Source organism: Ferribacterium limneticum, from assembly GCF_020510585.1.
In the GTDB taxonomy this organism is placed as follows: Bacteria; Pseudomonadota; Gammaproteobacteria; order Burkholderiales; family Rhodocyclaceae; genus Azonexus.
The window spans coordinates 1,826,658-1,847,325 of the sequence record NZ_CP075190.1 but is presented as its reverse complement, the minus strand read 5'-3'; the positions used below and the strand labels follow the sequence as shown (position 1 = coordinate 1,847,325).

Below are 20,668 nucleotides of genomic sequence, written 5' to 3'. Positions count from 1 at the left end.
GGTGAAACCCCCGAAAACAACAAAAATTAAGCCGTGCCACTCCGCGCCGCAACTTCATTCTGAAGCTGCTTGATCAGGTCATCCACAGACATCTGTCCGAGATCCTGACCACCGCGAGTCCGCACGGCCACCAGTCCGTCCGCTTTTTCCTTATCGCCCACAACGAGCTGATAAGGCAGCCGGTTCAAGCTATGTTCCCGAATTTTATAGGTAATTTTCTCGTTACGCAAATCGGACTCAGCGCGGAAGCCAGCCTGATGCAGCTTTTGCGCAACATCCGCGGCGTAATCGGCCTGCTTTTCGGAAATATTCAGGACAACTAGCTGAACCGGCGCCAGCCACAGTGGCAAGGCTCCGGAGAAATTTTCGATCAGAATGCCAATGAAGCGCTCAAGCGAGCCGAGGATCGCCCGGTGGAGCATGACCGGAACCTTGCGCGTATCGTCGGCGCCGACATATTCCGCGCCGAGACGACCCGGCATCGAGAAGTCGACCTGCATGGTGCCACACTGCCACGAACGGCCGATGGCGTCCCGGATGTGGAATTCGATTTTCGGACCATAGAAGGCGCCCTCGCCGGGCAGTTCGGTCCATTCCAGACCGGAAGCCCGCAGGCCCTGACGCAATGCATCCTCGGCCTTGTCCCAGACTTCGTCGGAACCGACACGGCTATCCGGACGCAAGGCCAACTTGACGGCCACGTCATTGAAGCCGAAATCGGCATAAACCTTCTTGACCAGTGCATTGAAAGCGGTCACTTCGGATTCGATCTGGTCTTCGGTACAGAAGATGTGACCGTCATCCTGCACGAAGCCGCGCACGCGCATCAGGCCGTGCAGAGCACCAGCCGGTTCGTTGCGATGGCAGGAGCCGAACTCGCCGTAGCGCAGCGGCAGTTCGCGGTAAGAGCGCAAGCCGGCATTGAAGACCTGGACATGCCCCGGACAATTCATCGGCTTGACCGCGTAATCGCGGTTTTCCGACGAGGTCGTAAACATGTTGTCCTTGTAGTGCTCCCAGTGGCCCGATTTTTCCCACAGAGCCTTGTCGAGAATCTGCGGGCAGCGCACTTCCTGGTAACCGTTGTTTCGGTAGACGGCGCGCATGTAGCTTTCGATTTCCTGCCAGATCGCCCAGCCCTTGGGGTGCCAGAAGACCAGACCCGGCGCTTCGTCCTGCATATGAAAGAGGTCGAACTGCTTGCCAAGACGACGGTGATCGCGCTTTTCAGCCTCTTCCAGCATGTGCAGGTAGGCGTCAAGATCTTCCTTCTTGGCCCAGGCCGTACCGTAGATACGCTGCAGCTGTTCGTTGCGATGATCGCCGCGCCAGTAGGCACCGGCCACCTTCATGAGCTTGAAGACTTTGAGCTTGGCCGTCGTCGGCACGTGAGGGCCGCGGCAAAGGTCAATGAAATCACCTTCGCGATAGAGCGAAACCTGCTGGTCGGCCGGAATGGCGCCGATCAGTTCAGCCTTGTACTTTTCGCCGAGATCGAGGAAGAATTTGACCGCATCGTCACGCGCCCAGACCTCACGGGTTACCGGAATATCCTTTTTGGCCAACTCAGCCATGCGCTTTTCGATGGCCACCAGGTCTTCCGGGGTGAACGGACGCTTGTAGGCGAAGTCATAGTAGAAGCCGTTTTCGATGACCGGGCCGATGGTGACCTGCGCCTCCGGGAACAACTCTTTGACGGCGTAGGCCAACAAATGAGCGGTTGAGTGACGGATTAATTCCAGGCCTTCGGGGTCACGCTCGGTGATGATGGCCAAATCGACATTTTTCTCGATCAGATACGAGGTATCGACCAAATTGCCATCAGCCTTGCCGCCCAGAGCCGCGCGGGCCAGGCCTGCACCAATGCTGGCTGCCACTTCGGCGATTGTTACCGGCTGTTCAAAAGAGCGGATGGAACCATCGGGCAGTTTGATATCAGGCATGGCAAATCTCTAGGCGAAAAAAAAGTGCGGGAGTGAGCCGCACTTTTTTGGTCAAACGAAGGCTGACTCGATTAGTGTTTCTGAACTGCGGTGCAAGTTCGGAAAATCATCAATTCAGCTCCGTCAGGAATTTTGGTAGGCGGTATTGGAATCGAACCAACGACCTCCACGATGTCAACGTGGCGCTCTAACCAACTGAGCTAACCGCCTAAAGAAGCGCGCATTTTACAGACGTAAAAGCCGATGTCAACAGCCCTTCGCGATTTTTTGCGAAGCCAAGTACACTTGCCACTTATGCAACGGAGAAAGCCATGAACGAAGGCTGGATTATTCTCGGGATCTGTCTGATCGTCGTGCTCGGCGGCGCCCTGCCACTGCTCCGGCCGCCGCGTAACGACATACCCCCGCCACCACCCAAGGAAACACTGCGCGACTGGCGCAGCGAAGAATAAGGACTATTTGTGGAATCGCGCATTACCGAACTTGAAATCAAGATCAGCTATACCGAAGACCTGGTCGAGGAATTGAACCGCCTGGTTTTCCGCCAGCAGGAGCAGATCGATCTGCTCTTCCGTGAAATTCGTGCCTTGCGCGAACAGGCACAAAATGCCCAGCCGCATGAACAGCGCAGCCTGCGCGACGATCTTCCACCGCATTACTGAGCATGTCGGCCCAGCCCCCGGTTTTTGTTATCTACCACGCCGATTGTCTCGATGGCTTCGGTGCCGCTTATGCTGCCTGGCGCCATTTCGGCGATGCAGCCACCTATCGGCCGATGCATCACGGCGAGCCTTGGATACTGGACGCGATTGCCGGCCATGCGGTGTTCATCCTCGATTTCTCGTTTCCGCCTGACTTTCTCGAAACGATGGCTTCTGTTGCTGCATCGGTCACCCAAATCGACCATCACGCCTCGGCACTGAAGGCCTGGGGCGACAAGTTGCAGGCTAGCGACAACGGCCTGCGCAGTTACCAGCACCCGAGCTCGCCATTACGCGTCGAGTTCGACCTGGAAAAGTCGGGCGCCCGGCTGGCGTGGGAGCATTTTCACCCCGGCAAACCAACGCCGCTGGCGCTCCGGCATATCGAAGAGCAGGACATGTGGCGCTTTACCCCGGGCACGCGTCCCTTCTGCCGCGCCCTGCGCCTGCTCCCTTTCGACTTCCCTGTCTGGCATCAACTGGTGCTCGACACACCCGATGAAAGCGCCCCACGTTATCTCGACATGCTCGGGCAAGGCGGAGCCATCGAGCAGTTTTATCAGCAGGAAATCGCGCGTCTGGCGCAGAGCGGGCTGCGCATGGCGGCCCGCCTTCGCGGCGAACCGGTCGATGCGCTACAGGCGCAGCGCCACGGCCAAGCTATCGTTACCCACGAAAACCTCGCCTGGCTCGCCGTTCCCGGCATTGCCATCAACGCCAATGCGCTGTTCGCCTCGGAACTCGGAAATTCCTTGGCCGAGCAAAGCGGCAGCTTTGGGCTGATCTGGCAACTGTCGGGTGATGGCGAGGTGAAGGCCTCGCTGCGTTCGAAGGGGAAGACCCTCGATGTTTCGGTGATTGCCACACGTTACGGTGGCGGCGGCCATCCGAATGCGGCTGGGTTCCGGATGCCGGCCAAACAATTTTTCAGCGAAGTGCTAAGCCATGAGGCATTAGACTCAGCGTGAACAGCGAACACATTTTCCAGCCCGGGGATTGGCCAAAACCGTGAACCTATCGACCTTCTGCCACCGTATTTTCGTTGCCACCACTTGCTTTGCCCTGTGCGCCATTAACTCCGCGTTTAGTGCTGACTGCGCGAACAACTATTTCGCGCCGGGCGACCATTTCAATGAAACCCCGCTAAGTAGCCCCACCAAGGCCTTTGCCTCGCTCCTCGCGGCGGCAAAGGGAGGCGATGTGCCAGCGCAACGTAGCCTCGCCGTATCTTACGAGGCCGGTTACCTCGTTTCGGCTTGTAGCAAAAAGGCACTCTACTGGTATGGCAAAGCAGCGGCAGCAGGCGACGAAATCGCCCTGAACAGGATAAATCGGCACAAGAAATTCGACGCCATGCTCTCGGGCGCGGAATGTGCCGGCAATAGCTGCTTTGATGGCGACCCCGACGAGAACCGCACGGCCATTTTGTATGCCAATGCCCACAAAGGTGAGCACTACTTTGCTCCGCTCATCATCAATGGTCACACCGTTGAAGGTTTGATCGATACCGGTGCTTCCAACGTGGCGATGAGCTTTGAAACAGCGCGCCAGCTCGAAATCAATGTATCCGATGGCAGCGCCGGTCGTTCTGCAACCGCGGCCGGAACAATTTCAACGGTCAGCGTTGTTGTTCCCATGGTTGAAGTGGCCGGGGTCAAATTGCATAACGTTCGGGTAACGGTAGGAATTACCGGGGAACCCCTTATCGGCATGAGTTTCCTGAGCCGGGTCAATATGACGATGGGCACAGGCGTGCTGGCGATGAAGAAACGCCAATGAACGTGGCTTTATCCGTACCCGAAACCCAATAAAAAACCCGCAGTTACGCGGGTTTCATGGACATGCTTGCACTACATAAAACAACTACTTGGTGCCCAGGAAGGGACTCGAACCCCCACACCTTTCGGCGCCAGAACCTAAATCTGGTGCGTCTACCAATTTCGCCACCTGGGCAGGCGGGGCGAATTCTAGCACTGACTCAGCCCCCTTCTCCAGAGCAGACCATCGATGTCTGTTGATCATTACGAAAATTTTCCTGTCGCCTCCTTGCTCGTCCCGGCCGAATTGCGCCGGCCGATCGAGGTCATTTACCGCTTTGCGCGCAACGCCGACGATATTGCCGACGAGGGCGACGCATCGCCCGATGAGCGTCTGGCCGGGCTGAACGCGTACCGGGCCGAGCTGGATCGCATAGCAGCCGGCAGGGTGCCGCAGACGCCGCTGTTCGTCGCCTTGGCCGAAGTCATTGCCGCGTACAAACTGCCCATCCAGCTCTTCCGAGACCTGCTTGATGCCTTCGCCCAGGACGTGGTTAAAACCCGCTACGCCGATTACCCGGAACTGCTCGACTACTGCCGCCGTTCGGCCAATCCGGTCGGGCGGCTGGTCCTGCATCTATTCGGCCGGACCGAACCGGAACATCTCGAACAGTCCGACTGCATCTGCACGGCCTTGCAGTTGATCAATTTTTGGCAGGATGTTGCGGTCGACTGGAAAAAAGACCGAATTTACATACCGCTGACCGACTTCCCGCATTTCCGCCTCAGCGAAAACGACATCGCGCACAGTCGTTGGTCGGCCAACTGGGCGGCTCTGATGGATTTCGAGATCGACCGGGCGACGGCGCTCATGCAACGCGGTGCCCCGCTTGTCCACGCGCTGCCCGGCCGGCTCGGCTGGGAAATCCGCCTGACCATCCAAGGCGGGCTGCGCATTCTGGAGCGCATCCGGCAGGTGCGCGGTGACGTCTTCAACCACCGGCCGAAGCTTGGCAAATGGGATTGGCTGGTTCTGGCCGGCCGTTCCATTAGAATGTAGCCCCATGAATCCCGACCAATACTGCCAGGAGAAGTGCGCCAAAAGCGGCTCCTCCTTTTATTACAGTTTCCTGTTCCTGCCACTGCAACGCCGGCGCGCCATCATGGCGCTCTATGCCTTCTGCCGCGAAGTCGATGACGTCGTCGATGAATGCCACGATGTTTCCATCGCCTCGACCAAGCTCGCCTGGTGGCGCCAGGAGATCGAACGCGTTGCCGAAGGCCAGCCACAGCACCCGGTCGGTCTGGCGCTGGCCGGGCTAGACAAGAGCATCAATTTGCCGAAAGAGCAGTTGCTCGAAATCATCGATGGCATGGAGATGGACCTCACGCAGTCGCGCTATCTCGACTTCAAGGGCCTGTCGCTCTACTGCTACCGCGTGGCCAGCGTCGTCGGCCTGCTTGCCGCCGAAATCTTCGGCTACACCGACCGCCAGACGCAAAAATACGCCCACGATCTGGGCATGGCTTTCCAGCTCACCAACATCATTCGCGACATCGGCGAAGATGCCCGGCGCGGCCGGATCTACATTCCGATGGACGAACTCAAGCAGTTCAACGTGCCGGCCGCCGACATCCTGAACGGCAAGTATTCGGATAATTTCACGGCCCTCATGCAGTTCCAGTACGAGCGCGCCGAGAAGTATTACGAGCAGGCTTTCGCCCAATTGCCGGCCGTCGACCGCAAGAGCCAGCGCCCCGGCCTGATCATGGCGGCGATCTATCGCACCGTGCTCGACGAGATCAAGCGAGAGAATTTCCAGGTCCTGCACCAGCGCATCTCGCTGCCGCCAACGCGCAAGCTGTGGCTGGCGGTAAAAACCTGGATCAAGGCCTAATTCCTTGAAAATCGCCGTCATCGGTGGCGGCTGGGCGGGCATTGCAGCCGCAGTCGAACTGACTGCCGCCGGCGCTGAAACGACGCTGTTCGAAGCCGGCCGCGCTCTCGGTGGCCGGGCGCGGGGCGTCGACATCGATGGCCGCCAACTCGACAACGGGCAGCACATCCTGCTCGGCGCCTACTGCGATACGCTGGCGCTGATGCGTCGGGTCGGTGCCGATCCCGACCAACTTTTCGACCGACGGCCGCTGCAGGTCATCGACAACACCGGCTTTCGCCTCGCCCTGCCCCACCTGCCGGCACCACTCAATGTCGCCTGGGGGCTGCTCAGCGCCCGCGGGGTCGGCATCGGGGAAAAACTGCGAACAGCGCTCTGGATGGATGGCATCAAGCGCCGGGGCTTCAAATTGCCCCGCGAAACGACTGTTGCCCAATGGCTGGACGACGCCGGCCAGACCGGCGCCCTGCGTCGCCATCTCTGGGAACCGCTCTGCCTCGCCGCCCTAAACACGCCGGCCGAGCGCGCCTCGGCGCAGTTGTTCGCCAACGTCCTGCGCGACAGCCTGGGCAGCTCGCGCCGCGCAGACACCGATTTGCTACTGCCCCGCGTCGATCTCGGCCAATTGCTGCCGGAACCGGCCGGACATTGGTTGCAGGCCCACGGCGCGCAAATCTGCCTGAGCACGCGGGTCAGCCAGATCACGGAAACTGAAAACGGCATCGCAATCGACGGTGAAACCTTCGCCGTGGCCATTATCGCCACCGCACCGCAACACGTCGGCGCGTTGTGGCCGGCGGCGGTCACGGATTACGCCTACGAGCCGATTGCTACGGTCTACCGGAGTTTTGAGCCAAAAATGAAATTGCCTTTCCCCTTGAGCAACCGCCTCGGCGGCCATTGCCAGTGGGTTGTCGACCGTGGTCAAGCCATGCTGGCCTGCGTCTTGAGCGGACACGGCGACTGGGAAAAGCTCGATGACGAGGCGCTGGCCGCCGCCCTCGACAATGAACTCGGCTGGCCGAACCCGACCGGCTGGCACAAGGTTATCCGCGAAAAACGCGCCACTTTCTCGGCCATTCCCGGCCTGCATCGCCCGGATTTCAAAACTTCAAGTCCGCGCCTCTTCCTGGCCGGCGACTACACCTGGGCCGACTATCCGGCGACGCTCGAAGGCGCTGTGCGCAGCGGACGGCGGGCTGGGCAATGGGCGATGCGTCGCGCTAACTAACGCATAGCGGCTATTTCTCGCGGCTTGAGCGCGAGGTTTTGGCGCGAGCCGGCGACTTTGCCGGCACCGGCTCTTCAACGGCTTCAGGTGCAGCCTTTGACAGCTCGTTGATTTCGTCGAGCAAGGCTTTCTTCCGGGCGGCGAGTTCCATGTAGCGGGCGTGAGTCTGGCTGATCTCGCGGTCGTAGGCATGCAGGCGGTCCTGCTTTTCGAGCTGGCGGCGAGCGTTTTCGTTGAAATCGATTGATACCTGGCCATCGGGATTGCTACCCTGCGCCGAAAACCCCTGAACCGCCGGTGGCTGGCGCTCGCGCAGTTCGTTGCGACGCAACTCCTGGGCCATTTCGAACTGCTGGTACATCGATTGCTGTTCCTCATGCAACTGACTGTATTCAGCCTTCAGTTCGAGCAGGCGGGGATTCGTGTCAGCAAAGGCGCAAGCCGCACCGGACAACAGCAAGATCGAGAGCAAGTTTTTCAAGGTACTGCCTCCAGTTGAATCAAGGCGACGACAACCAAATGCCCCCCGTTTCCGAGAGGCATACATTGCTCCGATATGATGACAGCAAGGCCATTTTTCAAGATCGACGACGAGAAATTTGTCCGAATCCAGGATCAGGGTGCAAACCGCCCAAGCGCGGCAAAGGATTCGACCAGCCCAAGCGTCGCCGCCTGCATTGCCGGAGCATAGGGGTCGTGCCCGACTCCCTCCACCCAGGTGCAGCCGGCGTTCGGCAGTTTCTTCAGCAACACGGCCGTCGCACTGGCCGGACAAACGTGATCGGCCAGGCCCTGCACAACGTGGATTGGCATACTCACCGTCGCGATGCGCTCGGCGGCGGCCAGCACGCCGCCTTCCGCGATGAAGCAGGCGTGGCGAAAATAATGCAGTTGCAGGCGATAGCGCAGGTGCAAAGCATCGATATCGGCCGGACTCAAGGCCCGGCTCGGCGTTCTGGCCAGGGCGCATTCCCAGACATGCCAGGCGGTGACGTGATCCGCCAACGCTGATGGCGGCCCGCTGCGGAAGCACTCAGCCAGCCAGGGCAGCATGGCGCCCGGCGCTTCCGGCGCGCCAAGCGCCGCCCAGTGCTGCCACGCTTCGGGATGGTGCTGATGGGCGCCGCCGAAGAACCACTCAAGATCGGCCGCCCGCGCCAGGAAAGGGTTACGCAGCAGCAGACCGCTGAGCTGCCCGGGATGCGCTGCAGCATACAAAATGCCGAGGGTGGCGCCCCACGAACCGCCCATCACCAGCCAGCGGTCGATGCCCAGATGCCGGCGCAAAACCTCGATGTCGTCGATCAGCGCGGGCGTCGTGTTTTCCTCGCAACAGCCTGCCGGCAGGCTTTTACCGGCGCCGCGCTGGTCGAGCAGGATGACGCGATAGCGCTCGGGATCGAAGAAGCCAGCCATCAGCGGCGAACAGCCGGAACCGGGCCCTCCGTGCAGGATCAGCACGGGAATCCCCGCCGGCACGCCACGCTGCTCATAGTAAAGACGATGACCACCGGAGACCGGCAGCCAGCCGCTAGCGAACGACTGAACAGTGGAATGCAAGGCGGTGGAAGCGGCAGACATGCTGGCCATTCTAACCATCACCAACTCCCGCCAGACAGGCGCCACAAGAATCTCATGAAAATCATGAGGGGCAATTCATGATTCCCGCCGAGCGCCAAATAACCCCCCTTGCGATAGTTCATTCCAGTCCGCCGCATCGCTGAAAACGGCGGACAACCGGCAGCAAGTGCCGCCGGACTTTCAATCCATAACGGAGACTATCTAATGAAATGGGAAACCCCGACCGCTTGTGACTTCCGCTTCGGCTTCGAAATCACGATGTACATCGCCGCCCGCTAAGGGAAGCGCCGTCATCGCGGCTTCGGCTGGCGATGACGGTTCCAATCAATCATGAAACTGATCATTCTCGGCGCCTCGGCCGGCGGCGGCTTCCCGCAGTGGAACTGCAACTGCCGCAATTGCGCCGGCATCCGCGACGGCAGCGTCCGCGCCAAACCGCGCACCCAATCATCGATCTGCGTCAGCACCGACGACGGCCAGGACTGGACCCTGCTCAACGCCTCGCCCGACGTCCTGCAGCAGATCAAGGCCACCCCCGAACTGCAGCCGAACCGCGCCCTGCGCGACACCGGCATCGGCGGCATCCTCCTCGTCGACGGCCAGATCGACCACGCCACCGGCCTCTTCATGCTGCGCGAGCAGAAATCGAAGATGCCGCTGTGGTGCGCCGAGCCGGTCTACGAAGACCTGACCACCGGCAACCCGGTGCTCAAGGTGCTGGAACACTACTGCGGTGTCGACCGCCACGACATCCCGCTCGACGGCACGCCCTTCGCCATGCCCAAGGTACCCGGCCTCGAATTCTCCGTGCTGCCGCTGTCCAGCAAGGCGGCGCCCTACTCGCCGCACCGCGAAGCCTCGGTCGATGGTGACAACGTCGGCGTCAGCATCACCGACCAGCGCAGCGGCCACAAGCTGTTCTACGCCCCGGGCCTCGGCGCCCGCACGCCGGAAGTCTTCGCCCGCATGGCCGAAGCCGACTGCGTGATGGTCGACGGCACCTTCTGGACGGACGACGAAATGATCGTCGCCGGCCTGTCCACCAAGACCGCCCGCGACATCGGCCACCTGCCGCAATCCGGCCCCGGCGGCATGATGGACTGGCTGGACGAGCTGCCGAAACGCGTGCGCAAGATCCTCATCCACATCAACAACACCAATCCCATCCTCGACGAAAACTCGCCGCAGCGCGCCGAACTGACCCGGCGCGGCATCGAGGTTGCCGAAGACGGCACCCGCATCACCATCTAACAAAGAGAGACAACCATGATCCGAGCCGACATCCTTGCCGAATCCCACGACGCCGACGATGGCCGCCCGGCCTGGAGCCGCGAGGAGTTCGAAGCGCAGTTGCGCGAGAACGGCAAGGCCTATCACATCCACCACCCGTTCAACGTCATGCTCAACACCGGCCACGCCACGCCCGAGCAGATTCGCGGCTGGGTGGCCAACCGCTACTACTACCAGATCGCCATTCCGGTGAAGGATGCGGCGATCATGGCCAACTGCCCGGACCGCGAAGTGCGCCGCGGCTGGGTGCAGCGCATCCTCGACCATGACGGCTTCGAATACGGCCTGCCGAATGGCGAAAAGATGGTCGACGCCGGCGGCATCGAAGCCTGGATCCGCCTCGGCGAATCCGTCGGCCTGACCCGCGAGGAAATCGTGGATCTGCGCCACGTCCTGCCCGGCGTCCGCTTCGCCGTCGACGCCTACATCAACTTCGCCCGTCGCGCCCCGTGGCAGGAGGCTGTCTGCTCGTCGCTGACCGAACTGTTCGCCCCGGTCATCCACCTGCAGCGCCTGGCCACCTGGCCCGGCCACTACCCGTGGATCGAGTCGTCCGGCCTGCAATATTTCCGCAACCGCACCAGCCAGGCACCGCGTGACGTGATCCAGGGCCTCAATGTCACGCTCGACTACTTCCGCACCCGCGCCATGCAGGAACGCGCCGTGCAGATCCTCAAGTTCAAGCTCGACATCCTGTGGTCGATGAACGACGTCATGGGCCAGCACTACGGTACCAACGGTGTCACCGCCGAACGGAAAGTTGCCTGATGGACGGCACGCCGCGCCTCGGCCACGGCTTCCGCTTCCAGTGGGAGCCGGCGCAGCAATGCCACGTCCTGCTCTACCCGGAAGGGATGATCAAGCTCAACCAGAGCGGCGGCGAAATCCTCGCCCGCTGCGACGGCCAGCGCGACATCGCGGCCATCGTCGCCGATCTTGAAGCGGCCTTTTCGGCCAGCGGCTTGCGCGGCGACGTCGAGGCGTTTCTCGCCATGGCCATCGAAAAACGCTGGCTGCGCCTCGATAGCGGAGCCAAGGCATGAACGCCCCGGCCAAAATCGGCCCGCCGATGTGGCTGTTGGCCGAAGTCACCTACCGCTGCCCGCTGCACTGTGTGTTTTGCTACAACCCGGTCGATTTCGCCAAACACGAGACCGAGCTGAGCACCGAAGACTGGCTGCGCGTGCTGCGCGAAGGGCGCGAACTGGGCGCCGTGCAATGCGGTTTTTCCGGCGGCGAACCGCTGCTGCGCGACGATTTAGAGATACTCATCGGCGAAGCCCGCCAGCTCGGCTACTACACCAACCTGATCACCTCCGGCGTCGGCCTCACCGAAGCCCGCCTCGACGCCTTCAAGGCGGCCGGCCTCGACCACATCCAGCTGTCCTTCCAGGATTCGACCAAAGAGGTCAACGATTTCCTGACCCACACGCGCACCTTCGACCTCAAGCAGAAGGTCGGCGAAATGATCAAGGCGCGCGGCTGGCCGATGGTCATGAACGTCGTCATCCATCGCCTCAACATCGACCATATCGGCCGCATTATCGAAATGGCCGACGCCCTCGGCGCCGAATACCTCGAACTGGCCAACGCCCAGTATTACTCCTGGGCGCTGCTCAACCGCGACCAGCTCATGCCGTCGCGCGAGCAACTGCGCCGCGCCGAAGCCATCACCAACGAATGGAAGGAAAAGCTGGCCGAACGCATGCGCATCCTTTTCGTCGTTCCCGATTATCACGAAGGCAAACCCAAGAAATGCATGAACGGCTGGGGCAACGTCTTCCTCACCGTAACGCCGGACGGCACCGCCCTGCCCTGCCACACCGCCCGCATGCTGCCCGGCCTGAGTTTCCCCAACGTCCGCGACAGCAGCCTGCGCGAGATCTGGCACGAGTCCGAAGGCTTCAACCACTACCGCGGCACCGGCTGGATGAAACAGCCCTGCCGCGACTGCGACAAAAAAGAAGAAGACCTCGGCGGCTGCCGCTGCCAGGCCTACCTGCTGGCCGGCGATGCCGACGCGGCCGACCCGGTCTGCCCGAAAAGCCCGCACCATGAAATCGTCAGCAGCGCGCTGGAAAATGCTGAAAACCCGGTTCGCCAGGCGCAACCACTGATTTTTCGCGACCCCAAGGAAAGCCGGCGCCTGACGCAGAAAGAAAAAACGCCAGTACCGTCCGCCTGACCCGCCGCTCAGCCAATCCCACGGTCAACCGGAAAATTGGGCGAAATTTGAAATGACGATTTTTTGAATCGCTACGGTGAGGAAATGCGCGTCGGCATAAGGCACCGCTCTGGCCGACGCGCGAAGGCGAGAATTGAAGGCCTGCTTCGTATTTTTGCGACTGAGTACTTCGCGCTGCGGTTTCAACCGGTCAATGCAACACACTAGCAAACAGACCAGGAACCGTTGATTGCCAATTGCCGGTCCGGCGCCAACATTACGCCGAAATCACCTTGGGTCGTCGCGGTCGATTCAAAACCAAAAATCGCCTCGGTTCCGAGCAGGATTGGCCGTCTGAAATGAGCGCTTATTTCAATCAGAGGTCTTCCCGTACGGTGCTCGATGCTCACTGCCGCGCGTCCGATGGAGTACATGCCGTGGGCGATGGCACTTTTGAACCCAAAGGCACGGGCCAGCAATGACGACAGGTGAATCGGGTTGAAGTCGCTAGAGATCATGGCGTAACGACGACCGAGTGACTTGTCGAAGGTCCAGCCTTCCTGCAAAAACGTTTCCGGAAAGTTTTCGGGCCGGGTTTCCCCCGCCGGTTTGCGGCGATTGCTTCGTGGAACCCGGTATTCGCTGAGGCAGCTAACAATGCGTCGTCCGCTTTGGCTCATTTCAACGCTGAACGCGACAGATTTTGCGTCGTCTGCGCGAAGAACTGGCGAGACCGAGACCTCAACTTCAAGTGGTAGGCCCTCCTGAAATACGTCATGAAATCGCATCTTGTTGCTGACATGAATCAGACCAGGAATGGGATGCGGAAAACGTCCATCCAGCATCAACGCGATCTGCGCACGCTGCGCCAAAAGATAGAAATAGGTCAGTGGTACCTGTTGCCCGCGATCATCAAAAAACCGTCGATATTTGGCGACATGAGCCATATCGATGTTTTTGATCTCGAAGTGACCGACCAGGCCTGAGTCTGGCAGCGCCGATGCCTGCTTGCGCCACAAGCTTGCGATGCTCCTGATCAGCAAAATGGGTAGAGGCGGAAGCCGTTCAGGTGGCAAGATTTACAGGTTCCCCGGCAATCGCGTTGGTGTCGAGTCGCGCAGCCAGCGCCCTATTTGCTCGGCAACCCAGGGCGCGTCGTCAAGTGGCAGATCATGGCCGGCCGAAAGGTGTTCAGCGAAGGCGCTATGCCAACGCGCGGCAAGCGTTCGGGAACAACGAGAATCAACCAGCCGGTCTTGTCTGCTGCATAAAACCAGTACCGGCGCCAAGGGTTTTGCTGAAGGCGGCTGGTAGCGGACTGCGGCGAGCAATTGGCGCAGGGCGTTGCGCGATGAAACCGGATTTTGACGAGCGTAATCGGTCAACTCGGACAATCTTTCCGGGGAGATCGGGCGGTTGCTGGTGATCTGCAGAATGACGCTTTCCCGGTAATGAGCATCGCATCCGGGCAAGAGCAGACTGGCCAGCTTCAGATAGTTTTGTGGCCGGAGGCGATGGTGAAAGGGGCTAAACGGGCGCAGGCTAGTGTTGATCAGGACGCAGCCGCCAATTTCCTCAGGATTCCGGGTCGCCCAGGCGACGGCAACCATGGCGCCGAGTGACATGGCCACGACGTAATAGGGCGGAGCGATCCCCAACTCGCGCAGTTGGTGACGACAGCTTTCTGCCATTTCGCTTACCTGCAGCGGGCTTTCCTGAGCGTTGAGGCCGCCATTTCCCGGCAGGTCTATCGTATATACCGCTGCATCGCCGCACTGTCGTTTCAATATTTCCGGAAAATCTCCCCAATGACGCCTTTCTCTGGTCAGTCCACGCAGCAAGACCCAGGTACTCACGACGATGCCTTCCCATACCAATGCAGCATCGCCTGCTCGCGATACAACTCCCGATTGTCCGCAGTGGGAATCCACAGCCGGTAACCGCAGGCGGCGCGCGCCAGAAAGTCCAGCCAGGCCACGTGGCGGCGCAAAACTCTATGCTGCCGGTGCTCAATGAGCGGGTTGAAAATTCCGTGGCGGGAGAATAGTTGTCTCGGGTTTTTCTTGACCCACAGCCAGGAGCCCATCTCGAGTGTCAACGGGAGGAAAATTGTCTCTGGAAGCAAACTGGCCTGCTGGTAAAGGTAATCCCACAAATCACCATGCGCCAGATACTGGCAACTCTGTGGCTCGAATACATAGCGATGATTGGGGTGGGTCTGATCATATATTGCCTTGAGCGCATGCATCTCGGGCAAATGGGCAATAGGCCGGGTGGTATGGGCATAGGGAAACCAGATTCGATCGCTGACGCCGAATCCCGAATGGCAATCCATTGCGATGCCAAATGTTCGCCCAAAGAACTCTTTTCTGACCACCGCGCAGACCGCTTCGTTTTCCGCTTCCAACTGGCCGGCCAGCGGTCCTCGATACCAGGGCAGACGGGAACTGAAGCGCTGCCCACCAAACATGAAGGGCACTTTTTCCGTAGCTTCCAGAGGCCCATTACGCATCAGGTCGACACCGTTTGGATTGGCTCGGGTGCCGCGCCACATTCCGCCGGGGTTAACGATAGGCATGAAGACCAGGCGAACCGATTCGAGCTGCCTGTGCAAAACGCTATCCCAGGGCAGTCGGCGAACCAGACTGCGCAGGTAAGCCAGAACCACGTCGGTTCCGATTCGCTCAAGTCCGTGAAAGCCGCCAAAAAAGCCGACGACCGGAACATCGGGGTCCGGATTGCCCAAGGCGACAACATGCACAGGAAACGTCCTTGCGCCGACCGTAACTTCACAGGCTACATGCGTCTCCAGCTGGCTTCCGCCATCTCGAATAATGGATTCCAATTCGAGCAATTCATTGAATTCTGAGTGGACTACACCGCGCAATTGCTGATCGCCTTGAAAGAGGAATTGGGCAGGAAGCACAAGTAACGTGGCTGAAATGCCTGCTTAACAATCGCTTGATATGTTAGAGGCCAATACCTTTGTCCGATGATGAAGTTTTCATGACAAGGTGCACTGCGCTTACCAAATGGCAGTCGTTGAACCTGGCTCAATGTAGGGCTGATCAGACTCCGATTTCCTGCACGAGGCAAATACGATGTACAAAAAAATTCGAAAAACGATCACATACCCCGTGTTTGCATTTGGCAGTTCCCTGCTGTGGGGAATCATCGAATTTGTTGCGCTAAATCGATCTCGGCGATAACGGCCGCGCCGTTTCGAGCGAATAAGCCTGCCCAGGCGGACTCAGTCTCAAAGCAAACGCGGTTTTCCTTTCAGGCAGCAATGGCAACGGCCGTACGGGCGGGTATCTTTTGCTGTCGAGTCTGAGGGCTACCGAACGGTAGTGTGGTCCGATGGACAACGCTTTGATGCACAAACAGGCACAGCGGGCACCCGTTCCAAAATCCAGACTCATTCAGCAAAAAGTACAAACTCACCGAGGAATCAGCGGATGAGGCGCGGCTTTCTCCTGTTTCTTGACTTGTTTTGCCACCTTCTTTTCCTTTTGGGTCAAGACAGCCGGCTTCTTGCCTTCCTTCGTCCCGTGTTTTTCCTTGCCCATGGTCGTTCTCCTTGTAGTCGATGGTGGACTTTTCAGGCTAGCCGAAAATCAAATGGCGGTATGTTGGCGAGCGCACATATCGTTTTTGTTTTGTTCTGTATCATGCAAGTTGGTTAGGGATTTTATAAATGATAAATGACCGGTGCTAATGCAGCCGGCCGCAAGTTAGAGGAAATACCAAAAGCCCCTGACACCGATCGGCACCAGCAAGCTGTGTCGTCAAATTTCCGAGAAGTCCCCGGCGGATAAAAAATGGAGGCGCCATGCCATCCGAATTGATATACAGCCCCAAGCAAAACCGCATTCTTGGCTCACTGGCCACCAATGAATACTCACGCCTGCAAGATGACCTTGATCTTGTCCATCTCGAACTGGGCCAGGTTCTATATGAATCCGGCGATACGCTCGGCTACATTTACTTTCCGATTACCTGCATCGTCTCGCTGATCTTCACCACAAAAAAAGGCGGCACGGCAGAGCTGGCCATTACCGGTAACGATGGACTGGTCGGCATTCCGCTGGTCCTGGGTGGTGACACGACGACGCACCGGGTGGTCGTGCAGAGCGCCGGCGCCGCCTACCGGCTCAAGGTCGAAGTCGTCCGCTGGGAACTCGACCAGGGCGGCGAGTTGCAGCACCTGGCGCTGCGCTACACCCAGGCCCTGATGACCCAGATGGCGCAAAGCATCGTCTGCAACCGATTCCACGCCGTCGAACAGCAGTTGTGCCGCTGGCTCCTGTTCAGCCTCGACCTGCTCCCCGGCAACCAGCTGAACATGACGCAGGAACTCATTGCCAACATGCTCGGCGTGCGGCGTGAAGCGATCACCGAAGCCGCCGGAAAGCTGCAGGCCGCCGGTCTGATCGAATACAGCCGTGGCCATATCACGGTGCTCGACCGCCCCGGCCTGGAGGCCCGGGCATGCGAATGCTACGCCGCCGTCAAAAGTGAATATGACCGGATATTCCGCCTGCAATCCGATGTTCGGGGCGCCAGCCGCCCTCGCCCCAATCCGGCCAACGTACGCCATCGTGCCGAGGCCCGCTTGCTGCAATCGCCGCATCCGGAGCCGAAAACAGCCTGGGACAACGCCCAACTGGTGCACGAATTGCAGGTGCATCAGATCGAACTTGAAATGAGCAATGAAGAGCTCCGCCACGCCTATGAAGAAGCCGACAATTTGCGCGAACGGTACGCCGACATCTACGACTTCGCGCCGGTCGGCTATATAACGCTCGATCCGCTCGGCGTCATTATCGACATGAATCTGGCCGGCGCCGTGTTGCTCGGCACCAAGGGTTCCCAGAAAGGCCGGCATCGCTTTGCAGCCTTCCTGGAAGCCAATCATGCCGAGAAATTCAATCGCTTTGTCGACGAAGTACTCCATTCGAGCAAAAAGCTGCATTGCGAATCCGTGCTCGCCGCCAATGCCCATCGCCCGGTAACGAACATCCGGATCGAGGCCGTTCCCGATGCCGAGGCGCGCGAATGCCGCATGGTCGTCATCGACACCTCCGGCAACGCGACGAGCACCATGCACCTATCGCGTCGCGTCAGCGACAGCGACGACATAGCCACAAAGGAATAATCACCATGCTTTTTACCTTCAAATCAGCCACCAACGCCGACCTGATCATGCACGAAAAGAGCGGCAAGGAAATTCTTGCCCTGCTCGGCAAAAGCCCGGAAGACGCACGTGGAATCATCACCGTCGAACAGTTGCCCGAGGCCATCGCGACGCTGCAAAATGCCATCGTGGCCGACAAGGCCAGGTCGCAGGAAACAGCCTCCAGCCAGAATGAAACGGAAGCAGACGACGAGCCGCCGGTTAGCCTCTCCCAACGCGCCGCGCCCTTCAGTGAAATGCTCGAACGCGCCGTAAAAGCCGGCGAGCCGGTTGTCTGGGGGGTATGATCCGGCAATGCCGTCCACAGGGAAGCGCGAGCGTACCCTACCCCCCTCCTCCACAGTAGCCGATGATCCGCGTTTTCCGATCATCGGCATAGGTGCGTCTGCCGGCGGACTGGAAGCACTGGAGCAGTTTTTGGGCGGCGTGCCGGTCAATAGCGGCATGGCTTATGTCGTCGTCCAGCATCTCGACCCCAACCGCCACGGCATGCTCCCGGAACTCCTGCAACGCACCACCACGATGGTGGTCAAGCAGGCGGGCAACCGGATGAAGATCAAGCCCGACTGTGTTTATGTCATCCCGCCCAACAAGGATCTCTCGATCCTCCACGACACGCTCTACCTGCTCGACCCGGTAGCGGCGCGAGGATTGCGTTTGCCGATCAACTCATTCTTGTCCAGCCTGGCCGAAGACCGGCGTGAACGGGCCATCGGCATCATTCTTTCCGGCATGGGCTCGGATGGCACCCTGGGCCTTCTGGCGATCAGCGACCATGGTGGCCTGTCGCTTGTTCAGGACCCGGCCACCGCCAAGTTCGATGCCATGCCACGCAGTGCGATTGATGCCCGGCTGGCTGATATCGTTGCCCCGCCGGGCGATCTGGCCAGACTGATTATCGACCGCCTGCAACACCCGCCTCGCCTTTTTCTCCCCGAAACCGTTCCCGAGCCGGATAGCGAGGCCAAGAGTTCGGCCTTCGAGAAAATCTGCATTCTGCTGCGTGCCCAGACCGGTCACGATTTTTCGCTGTACAAGAAAAGCACGATCTATCGACGGGTCGAGCGCCGGATGGGCATTCATCGGCTGGGCAGCATTGCCGACTACGTCAGTTTTCTCCAGACCAACCCGCAGGAAGTCGATCTGCTCTTCAAGGAATTGCTGATCGGCGTCACCAGCTTTTTCCGCGATCCGGCCGCCTGGGCCTATCTGCAGGAAGAAGTACTGCCCGGGATGATTCACGCCAAAACGCACGACAACCTGTTGCGCGCCTGGGTAGCCGGCTGCTCGAGTGGCGAAGAGGCCTACACGCTGGCCATGATCTTCAGCGAGGCGATGGACCACGCCAAACCCGCCAACCGGATCGACCTGCAGATTTTCGCCACCGACCTCGATCCGGATGCCATCGCCAAGGCAAGGCAGGGAATCTATCCATCCAGTATTGCCGGCGACGTTTCCCCGGAACGGCTGGCGCGGTTTTTTGTTGAAGAAAATGGCCGGTTCAGGATCTGCCAGGAAATACGCCAGATGGTGGTGTTCGCACCACACAATGTCACGATGGACCCGCCTTTTACCCGGCTGGACATTCTGACCTGCCGGAACGTGCTTATTTATCTGGGCGCCGACCTGCAAAAGCGCTTGATGCCGCTCTTTCACTACAGCCTGAAACCCGGTGGTGCGCTTTTCCTCGGCTCGGCTGAAAGTATCGGCAACTTTCTCGAGCTGTTTTCTCCGCTTGAAACCAGGGCACGAATCTTTCGCCGGGAAGAAGCCAAGCAAAGACCATTCGAGATGGACTTCCCGACCCGCCACACCGACGATTCCCCCAACCTCACCCTGACCGCGCCACTGAACATGCCCCCCGTCAATTTACAGGCCCTTGCCGACCAGCTGCTGTTGCAGAAATTCTCGCCGGCTGCCGTGCTGACCAATGCCGACGGAGACGTCCTTTTCATCAGCGGGCGAACCGGAAAATATCTCGAACCAGCTGCCGGCAAGGCCAACTGGAATATTCATGCGATGGCCCGTGAAGGCTTGCGTCAGGAGCTGATTCTCGCTCTACCGAATGCGCTGCGCACGGCCGAGACCGTGCACCTGAAAGACCTGACGATTCAAGGCGACGGTGACACACAGCGTATCGACCTGACCGTTCACCCCATTGACGAAGCCGGCGCTCTCCACGGCATGGTGATGATCGTTTTCACCGATGTTGCCGCGGCCAAACCAGAGCCCAGGCGCCGTACAGGCAAACAGCTTGCCGATGCCCGGGTGGCCGAACTGGAACAGGCCCTGCTCAAGGCGAGGGAAGAGGCTCAGTGCATTCGCGAAGAAATGCAGACTTCACACGAAGAGCTAAAATCGACCAACGAGGAGTTGCAATCGACCAATGAAGAGCTGCAATCGACCAATGAAGAGCTGACCACTTCCAAAGAGGAAATGCAGTCTCTGAATGAGGAGTTGCAGACGGTCAACGCCGAACTCCAGTCCAAAGTCGATGAGTGGTCGGCGACCAGCAGTGACATGAAGAACCTGCTCAACAGCACCGACATCGCCACGGTCTTTCTCGACAACATGCTGCATGTGCGGCGTTTTACCAGCCAGGCGACCCAGATATTCAAGTTCATTCCGAGCGACATCGGACGGCCGCTGGCCGATATCGTCCACAAGCTCGACTACCTCGATTTGCAGAACGATGCCCATGAGGTCTTGCAAACGCTGGCCTTCTCCGAAAAGCAGATCACCAGCAACGACGGATGCTGGTACATCGTCCGGATCATGCCCTACCGGACCCTCGAAAACGTCATTGACGGCGTGGTCATTACCTTCATCGACATCAGCGTAGCGAAACGCCTCGAAGCCGAACTCCGGGCCGCCAGAACCGCCCTACCGGGAAACAAATAAGGCGA

Annotated in this window: 22 protein-coding genes and 2 tRNA genes; 15 read left to right on the top strand and 9 right to left on the bottom strand. The window is 59.5% G+C overall.

From position 1 onward, the window contains the following. Positions 1 to 26: 26 nt before the first annotated feature. Together thrS and KI613_RS09040 are read right to left on the bottom strand one after the other, a co-directional pair. Positions 27 to 1,943, bottom strand: a complete 1,917-nt coding sequence (thrS, locus tag KI613_RS09045) for a threonine--tRNA ligase (protein WP_226405129.1) — start codon at positions 1,941 to 1,943, stop codon at positions 27 to 29. 133 nt (positions 1,944 to 2,076) lie between these two features. Beyond that, positions 2,077 to 2,153 (bottom strand) — tRNA-Val (locus KI613_RS09040). Positions 2,154 to 2,254: 101 nt separating this feature from the next. On the opposite strand from KI613_RS09040, the gene KI613_RS09035 reads away from it, so the two are divergent. The 4 genes from KI613_RS09035 to KI613_RS09020 are packed head-to-tail and all read left to right on the top strand — an operon-like array spanning position 2,255 to position 4,423. Continuing rightward, entirely contained in the window at positions 2,255 to 2,395 is a 141-nt protein-coding gene (locus tag KI613_RS09035) for a hypothetical protein (RefSeq protein ID WP_226405128.1), read from the top strand. Between the two features lie 9 nt (positions 2,396 to 2,404). Further along, positions 2,405 to 2,605, top strand: a complete 201-nt coding sequence (locus KI613_RS09030; RefSeq protein WP_226405127.1) for a SlyX family protein — start codon at positions 2,405 to 2,407, stop codon at positions 2,603 to 2,605. Between the two features lie 2 nt (positions 2,606 to 2,607). After that, positions 2,608 to 3,612 (top strand): DHHA1 domain-containing protein, encoded by a 1,005-nt coding sequence (locus tag KI613_RS09025; RefSeq protein ID WP_226405126.1) that lies wholly within the window; start codon positions 2,608 to 2,610, stop codon positions 3,610 to 3,612. A gap of 40 nt (positions 3,613 to 3,652) precedes the next feature. Continuing rightward, the gene (locus KI613_RS09020) at positions 3,653 to 4,423 is read left to right on the top strand and encodes a retropepsin-like aspartic protease (RefSeq protein ID WP_226405125.1); all 771 of its coding nucleotides are present in this window, start codon (positions 3,653 to 3,655) and stop codon (positions 4,421 to 4,423) included. An 89-nt stretch (positions 4,424 to 4,512) separates the two neighbouring features. Here KI613_RS09020 and KI613_RS09015 read toward each other — a convergent pair. Next, a tRNA-Leu gene (locus KI613_RS09015) sits at positions 4,513 to 4,597 on the bottom strand. Between the two features lie 54 nt (positions 4,598 to 4,651). Between KI613_RS09015 and hpnC the strand changes: the two genes are divergently transcribed. The 3 genes from hpnC to hpnE are packed head-to-tail and all read left to right on the top strand — an operon-like array spanning position 4,652 to position 7,530. Continuing rightward, positions 4,652 to 5,461, top strand: a complete 810-nt coding sequence (hpnC, locus tag KI613_RS09010; protein WP_226405123.1) for a squalene synthase HpnC — start codon at positions 4,652 to 4,654, stop codon at positions 5,459 to 5,461. A gap of 4 nt (positions 5,462 to 5,465) precedes the next feature. Continuing rightward, the gene (gene hpnD / locus KI613_RS09005; protein WP_226405121.1) at positions 5,466 to 6,299 is read left to right on the top strand and encodes a presqualene diphosphate synthase HpnD; all 834 of its coding nucleotides are present in this window, start codon (positions 5,466 to 5,468) and stop codon (positions 6,297 to 6,299) included. Between the two features lie 4 nt (positions 6,300 to 6,303). Continuing rightward, on the top strand, positions 6,304 to 7,530 hold the full coding sequence (gene hpnE / locus KI613_RS09000; RefSeq protein WP_226405119.1) for a hydroxysqualene dehydroxylase HpnE: 1,227 nt from the start codon (positions 6,304 to 6,306) through the stop codon (positions 7,528 to 7,530). 10 nt (positions 7,531 to 7,540) lie between these two features. On the opposite strand, the gene KI613_RS08995 is transcribed toward hpnE, so the two are convergent. Continuing rightward, positions 7,541 to 8,011 carry a hypothetical protein gene (locus tag KI613_RS08995; protein ID WP_226405117.1) on the bottom strand — a complete coding sequence of 157 codons (471 nt, stop codon included), beginning with the start codon at positions 8,009 to 8,011 and terminating at the stop codon, positions 7,541 to 7,543. Between the two features lie 134 nt (positions 8,012 to 8,145). Then, entirely contained in the window at positions 8,146 to 9,111 is a 966-nt protein-coding gene (locus KI613_RS08990; RefSeq protein WP_226405115.1) for an alpha/beta fold hydrolase, read from the bottom strand. Between the two features lie 204 nt (positions 9,112 to 9,315). Here KI613_RS08990 and pqqA point away from each other — a divergent pair, with 204 nt between their 5' ends. From pqqA to pqqE, 5 genes are read left to right on the top strand one after another with little or no spacing between them, the layout of a single operon-like run. Then, positions 9,316 to 9,390, top strand: coding sequence for a pyrroloquinoline quinone precursor peptide PqqA (gene pqqA, locus KI613_RS08985; protein ID WP_141353941.1), 75 nt, complete (start codon positions 9,316 to 9,318; stop codon positions 9,388 to 9,390). Positions 9,391 to 9,441: 51 nt separating this feature from the next. Continuing rightward, complete coding sequence (gene pqqB / locus KI613_RS08980) at positions 9,442 to 10,362, top strand: pyrroloquinoline quinone biosynthesis protein PqqB (RefSeq protein WP_226405113.1); 921 nt, start codon at positions 9,442 to 9,444, stop codon at positions 10,360 to 10,362. A gap of 15 nt (positions 10,363 to 10,377) precedes the next feature. Next, positions 10,378 to 11,169 (top strand): pyrroloquinoline-quinone synthase PqqC, encoded by a 792-nt coding sequence (gene pqqC, locus KI613_RS08975; RefSeq protein WP_226405111.1) that lies wholly within the window; start codon positions 10,378 to 10,380, stop codon positions 11,167 to 11,169. Beyond that, positions 11,169 to 11,444, top strand: coding sequence for a pyrroloquinoline quinone biosynthesis peptide chaperone PqqD (gene pqqD, locus KI613_RS08970; protein WP_226405109.1), 276 nt, complete (start codon positions 11,169 to 11,171; stop codon positions 11,442 to 11,444). Before pqqC ends, pqqD begins: the two co-directional genes overlap by 1 nt. Continuing rightward, a complete protein-coding gene (gene pqqE / locus KI613_RS08965) occupies positions 11,441 to 12,586 on the top strand; it encodes a pyrroloquinoline quinone biosynthesis protein PqqE (RefSeq protein WP_226405107.1) in 1,146 nt (381 codons plus the stop codon). The genes pqqD and pqqE overlap by 4 nt, the downstream gene beginning before the upstream one ends. 203 nt (positions 12,587 to 12,789) lie before the next feature. Here pqqE and KI613_RS08960 read toward each other — a convergent pair whose 3' ends face one another. The 4 genes from KI613_RS08960 to KI613_RS21225 form a co-directional block, all read right to left on the bottom strand. Further along, complete coding sequence (locus KI613_RS08960; protein WP_226405105.1) at positions 12,790 to 13,584, bottom strand: MaoC family dehydratase; 795 nt, start codon at positions 13,582 to 13,584, stop codon at positions 12,790 to 12,792. 60 nt (positions 13,585 to 13,644) lie between these two features. Continuing rightward, complete coding sequence (locus KI613_RS08955; protein WP_404826993.1) at positions 13,645 to 14,352, bottom strand: alpha/beta fold hydrolase; 708 nt, start codon at positions 14,350 to 14,352, stop codon at positions 13,645 to 13,647. Positions 14,353 to 14,417: 65 nt separating this feature from the next. After that, positions 14,418 to 15,452 carry a M14 family zinc carboxypeptidase gene (locus tag KI613_RS08950; RefSeq protein ID WP_226405101.1) on the bottom strand — a complete coding sequence of 345 codons (1,035 nt, stop codon included), beginning with the start codon at positions 15,450 to 15,452 and terminating at the stop codon, positions 14,418 to 14,420. Positions 15,453 to 16,005: 553 nt separating this feature from the next. Then, positions 16,006 to 16,134, bottom strand: coding sequence for a hypothetical protein (locus tag KI613_RS21225; RefSeq protein WP_264181494.1), 129 nt, complete (start codon positions 16,132 to 16,134; stop codon positions 16,006 to 16,008). A 263-nt stretch (positions 16,135 to 16,397) separates the two neighbouring features. Here KI613_RS21225 and KI613_RS08945 point away from each other — a divergent pair, with 263 nt between their 5' ends. Genes KI613_RS08945 through KI613_RS08935 form a run of 3 tightly spaced genes read left to right on the top strand, consistent with a single transcriptional unit; the run spans position 16,398 to position 20,663 of the window. Next, on the top strand, positions 16,398 to 17,723 hold the full coding sequence (locus KI613_RS08945; protein WP_226405100.1) for a helix-turn-helix domain-containing protein: 1,326 nt from the start codon (positions 16,398 to 16,400) through the stop codon (positions 17,721 to 17,723). A gap of 5 nt (positions 17,724 to 17,728) precedes the next feature. Then, positions 17,729 to 18,049, top strand: coding sequence for a DUF1840 domain-containing protein (locus tag KI613_RS08940; protein ID WP_226405098.1), 321 nt, complete (start codon positions 17,729 to 17,731; stop codon positions 18,047 to 18,049). Positions 18,050 to 18,056: 7 nt separating this feature from the next. After that, entirely contained in the window at positions 18,057 to 20,663 is a 2,607-nt protein-coding gene (locus KI613_RS08935; protein ID WP_226405096.1) for a chemotaxis protein CheB, read from the top strand. The last annotated feature ends 5 nt before the right edge of the window (positions 20,664 to 20,668 follow it).

Excerpts from the sequence above, each read along its gene's own strand:
- thrS (WP_226405129.1), bottom strand. The coding sequence starts at position 1,943 with ATGCCTGATATCAAACTGCCCGATGGTTCCATCCGCTCTTTTGAACAG.
- KI613_RS09035 (WP_226405128.1), top strand. The coding sequence starts at position 2,255 with ATGAACGAAGGCTGGATTATTCTCGGGATCTGTCTGATCGTCGTGCTC.
- KI613_RS09025 (WP_226405126.1), top strand. The coding sequence starts at position 2,608 with ATGTCGGCCCAGCCCCCGGTTTTTGTTATCTACCACGCCGATTGTCTC.
- hpnC (WP_226405123.1), top strand. The coding sequence starts at position 4,652 with ATGTCTGTTGATCATTACGAAAATTTTCCTGTCGCCTCCTTGCTCGTC.
- hpnD (WP_226405121.1), top strand. The coding sequence starts at position 5,466 with ATGAATCCCGACCAATACTGCCAGGAGAAGTGCGCCAAAAGCGGCTCC.
- KI613_RS08990 (WP_226405115.1), bottom strand. The coding sequence starts at position 9,111 with ATGTCTGCCGCTTCCACCGCCTTGCATTCCACTGTTCAGTCGTTCGCT.
- pqqB (WP_226405113.1), top strand. The coding sequence starts at position 9,442 with ATGAAACTGATCATTCTCGGCGCCTCGGCCGGCGGCGGCTTCCCGCAG.
- pqqC (WP_226405111.1), top strand. The coding sequence starts at position 10,378 with ATGATCCGAGCCGACATCCTTGCCGAATCCCACGACGCCGACGATGGC.
- pqqD (WP_226405109.1), top strand. The coding sequence starts at position 11,169 with ATGGACGGCACGCCGCGCCTCGGCCACGGCTTCCGCTTCCAGTGGGAG.
- pqqE (WP_226405107.1), top strand. The coding sequence starts at position 11,441 with ATGAACGCCCCGGCCAAAATCGGCCCGCCGATGTGGCTGTTGGCCGAA.
- KI613_RS21225 (WP_264181494.1), bottom strand. The coding sequence starts at position 16,134 with ATGGGCAAGGAAAAACACGGGACGAAGGAAGGCAAGAAGCCGGCTGTC.
- KI613_RS08945 (WP_226405100.1), top strand. The coding sequence starts at position 16,398 with ATGCCATCCGAATTGATATACAGCCCCAAGCAAAACCGCATTCTTGGC.
- KI613_RS08940 (WP_226405098.1), top strand. The coding sequence starts at position 17,729 with ATGCTTTTTACCTTCAAATCAGCCACCAACGCCGACCTGATCATGCAC.
- KI613_RS08935 (WP_226405096.1), top strand. The coding sequence starts at position 18,057 with ATGCCGTCCACAGGGAAGCGCGAGCGTACCCTACCCCCCTCCTCCACA.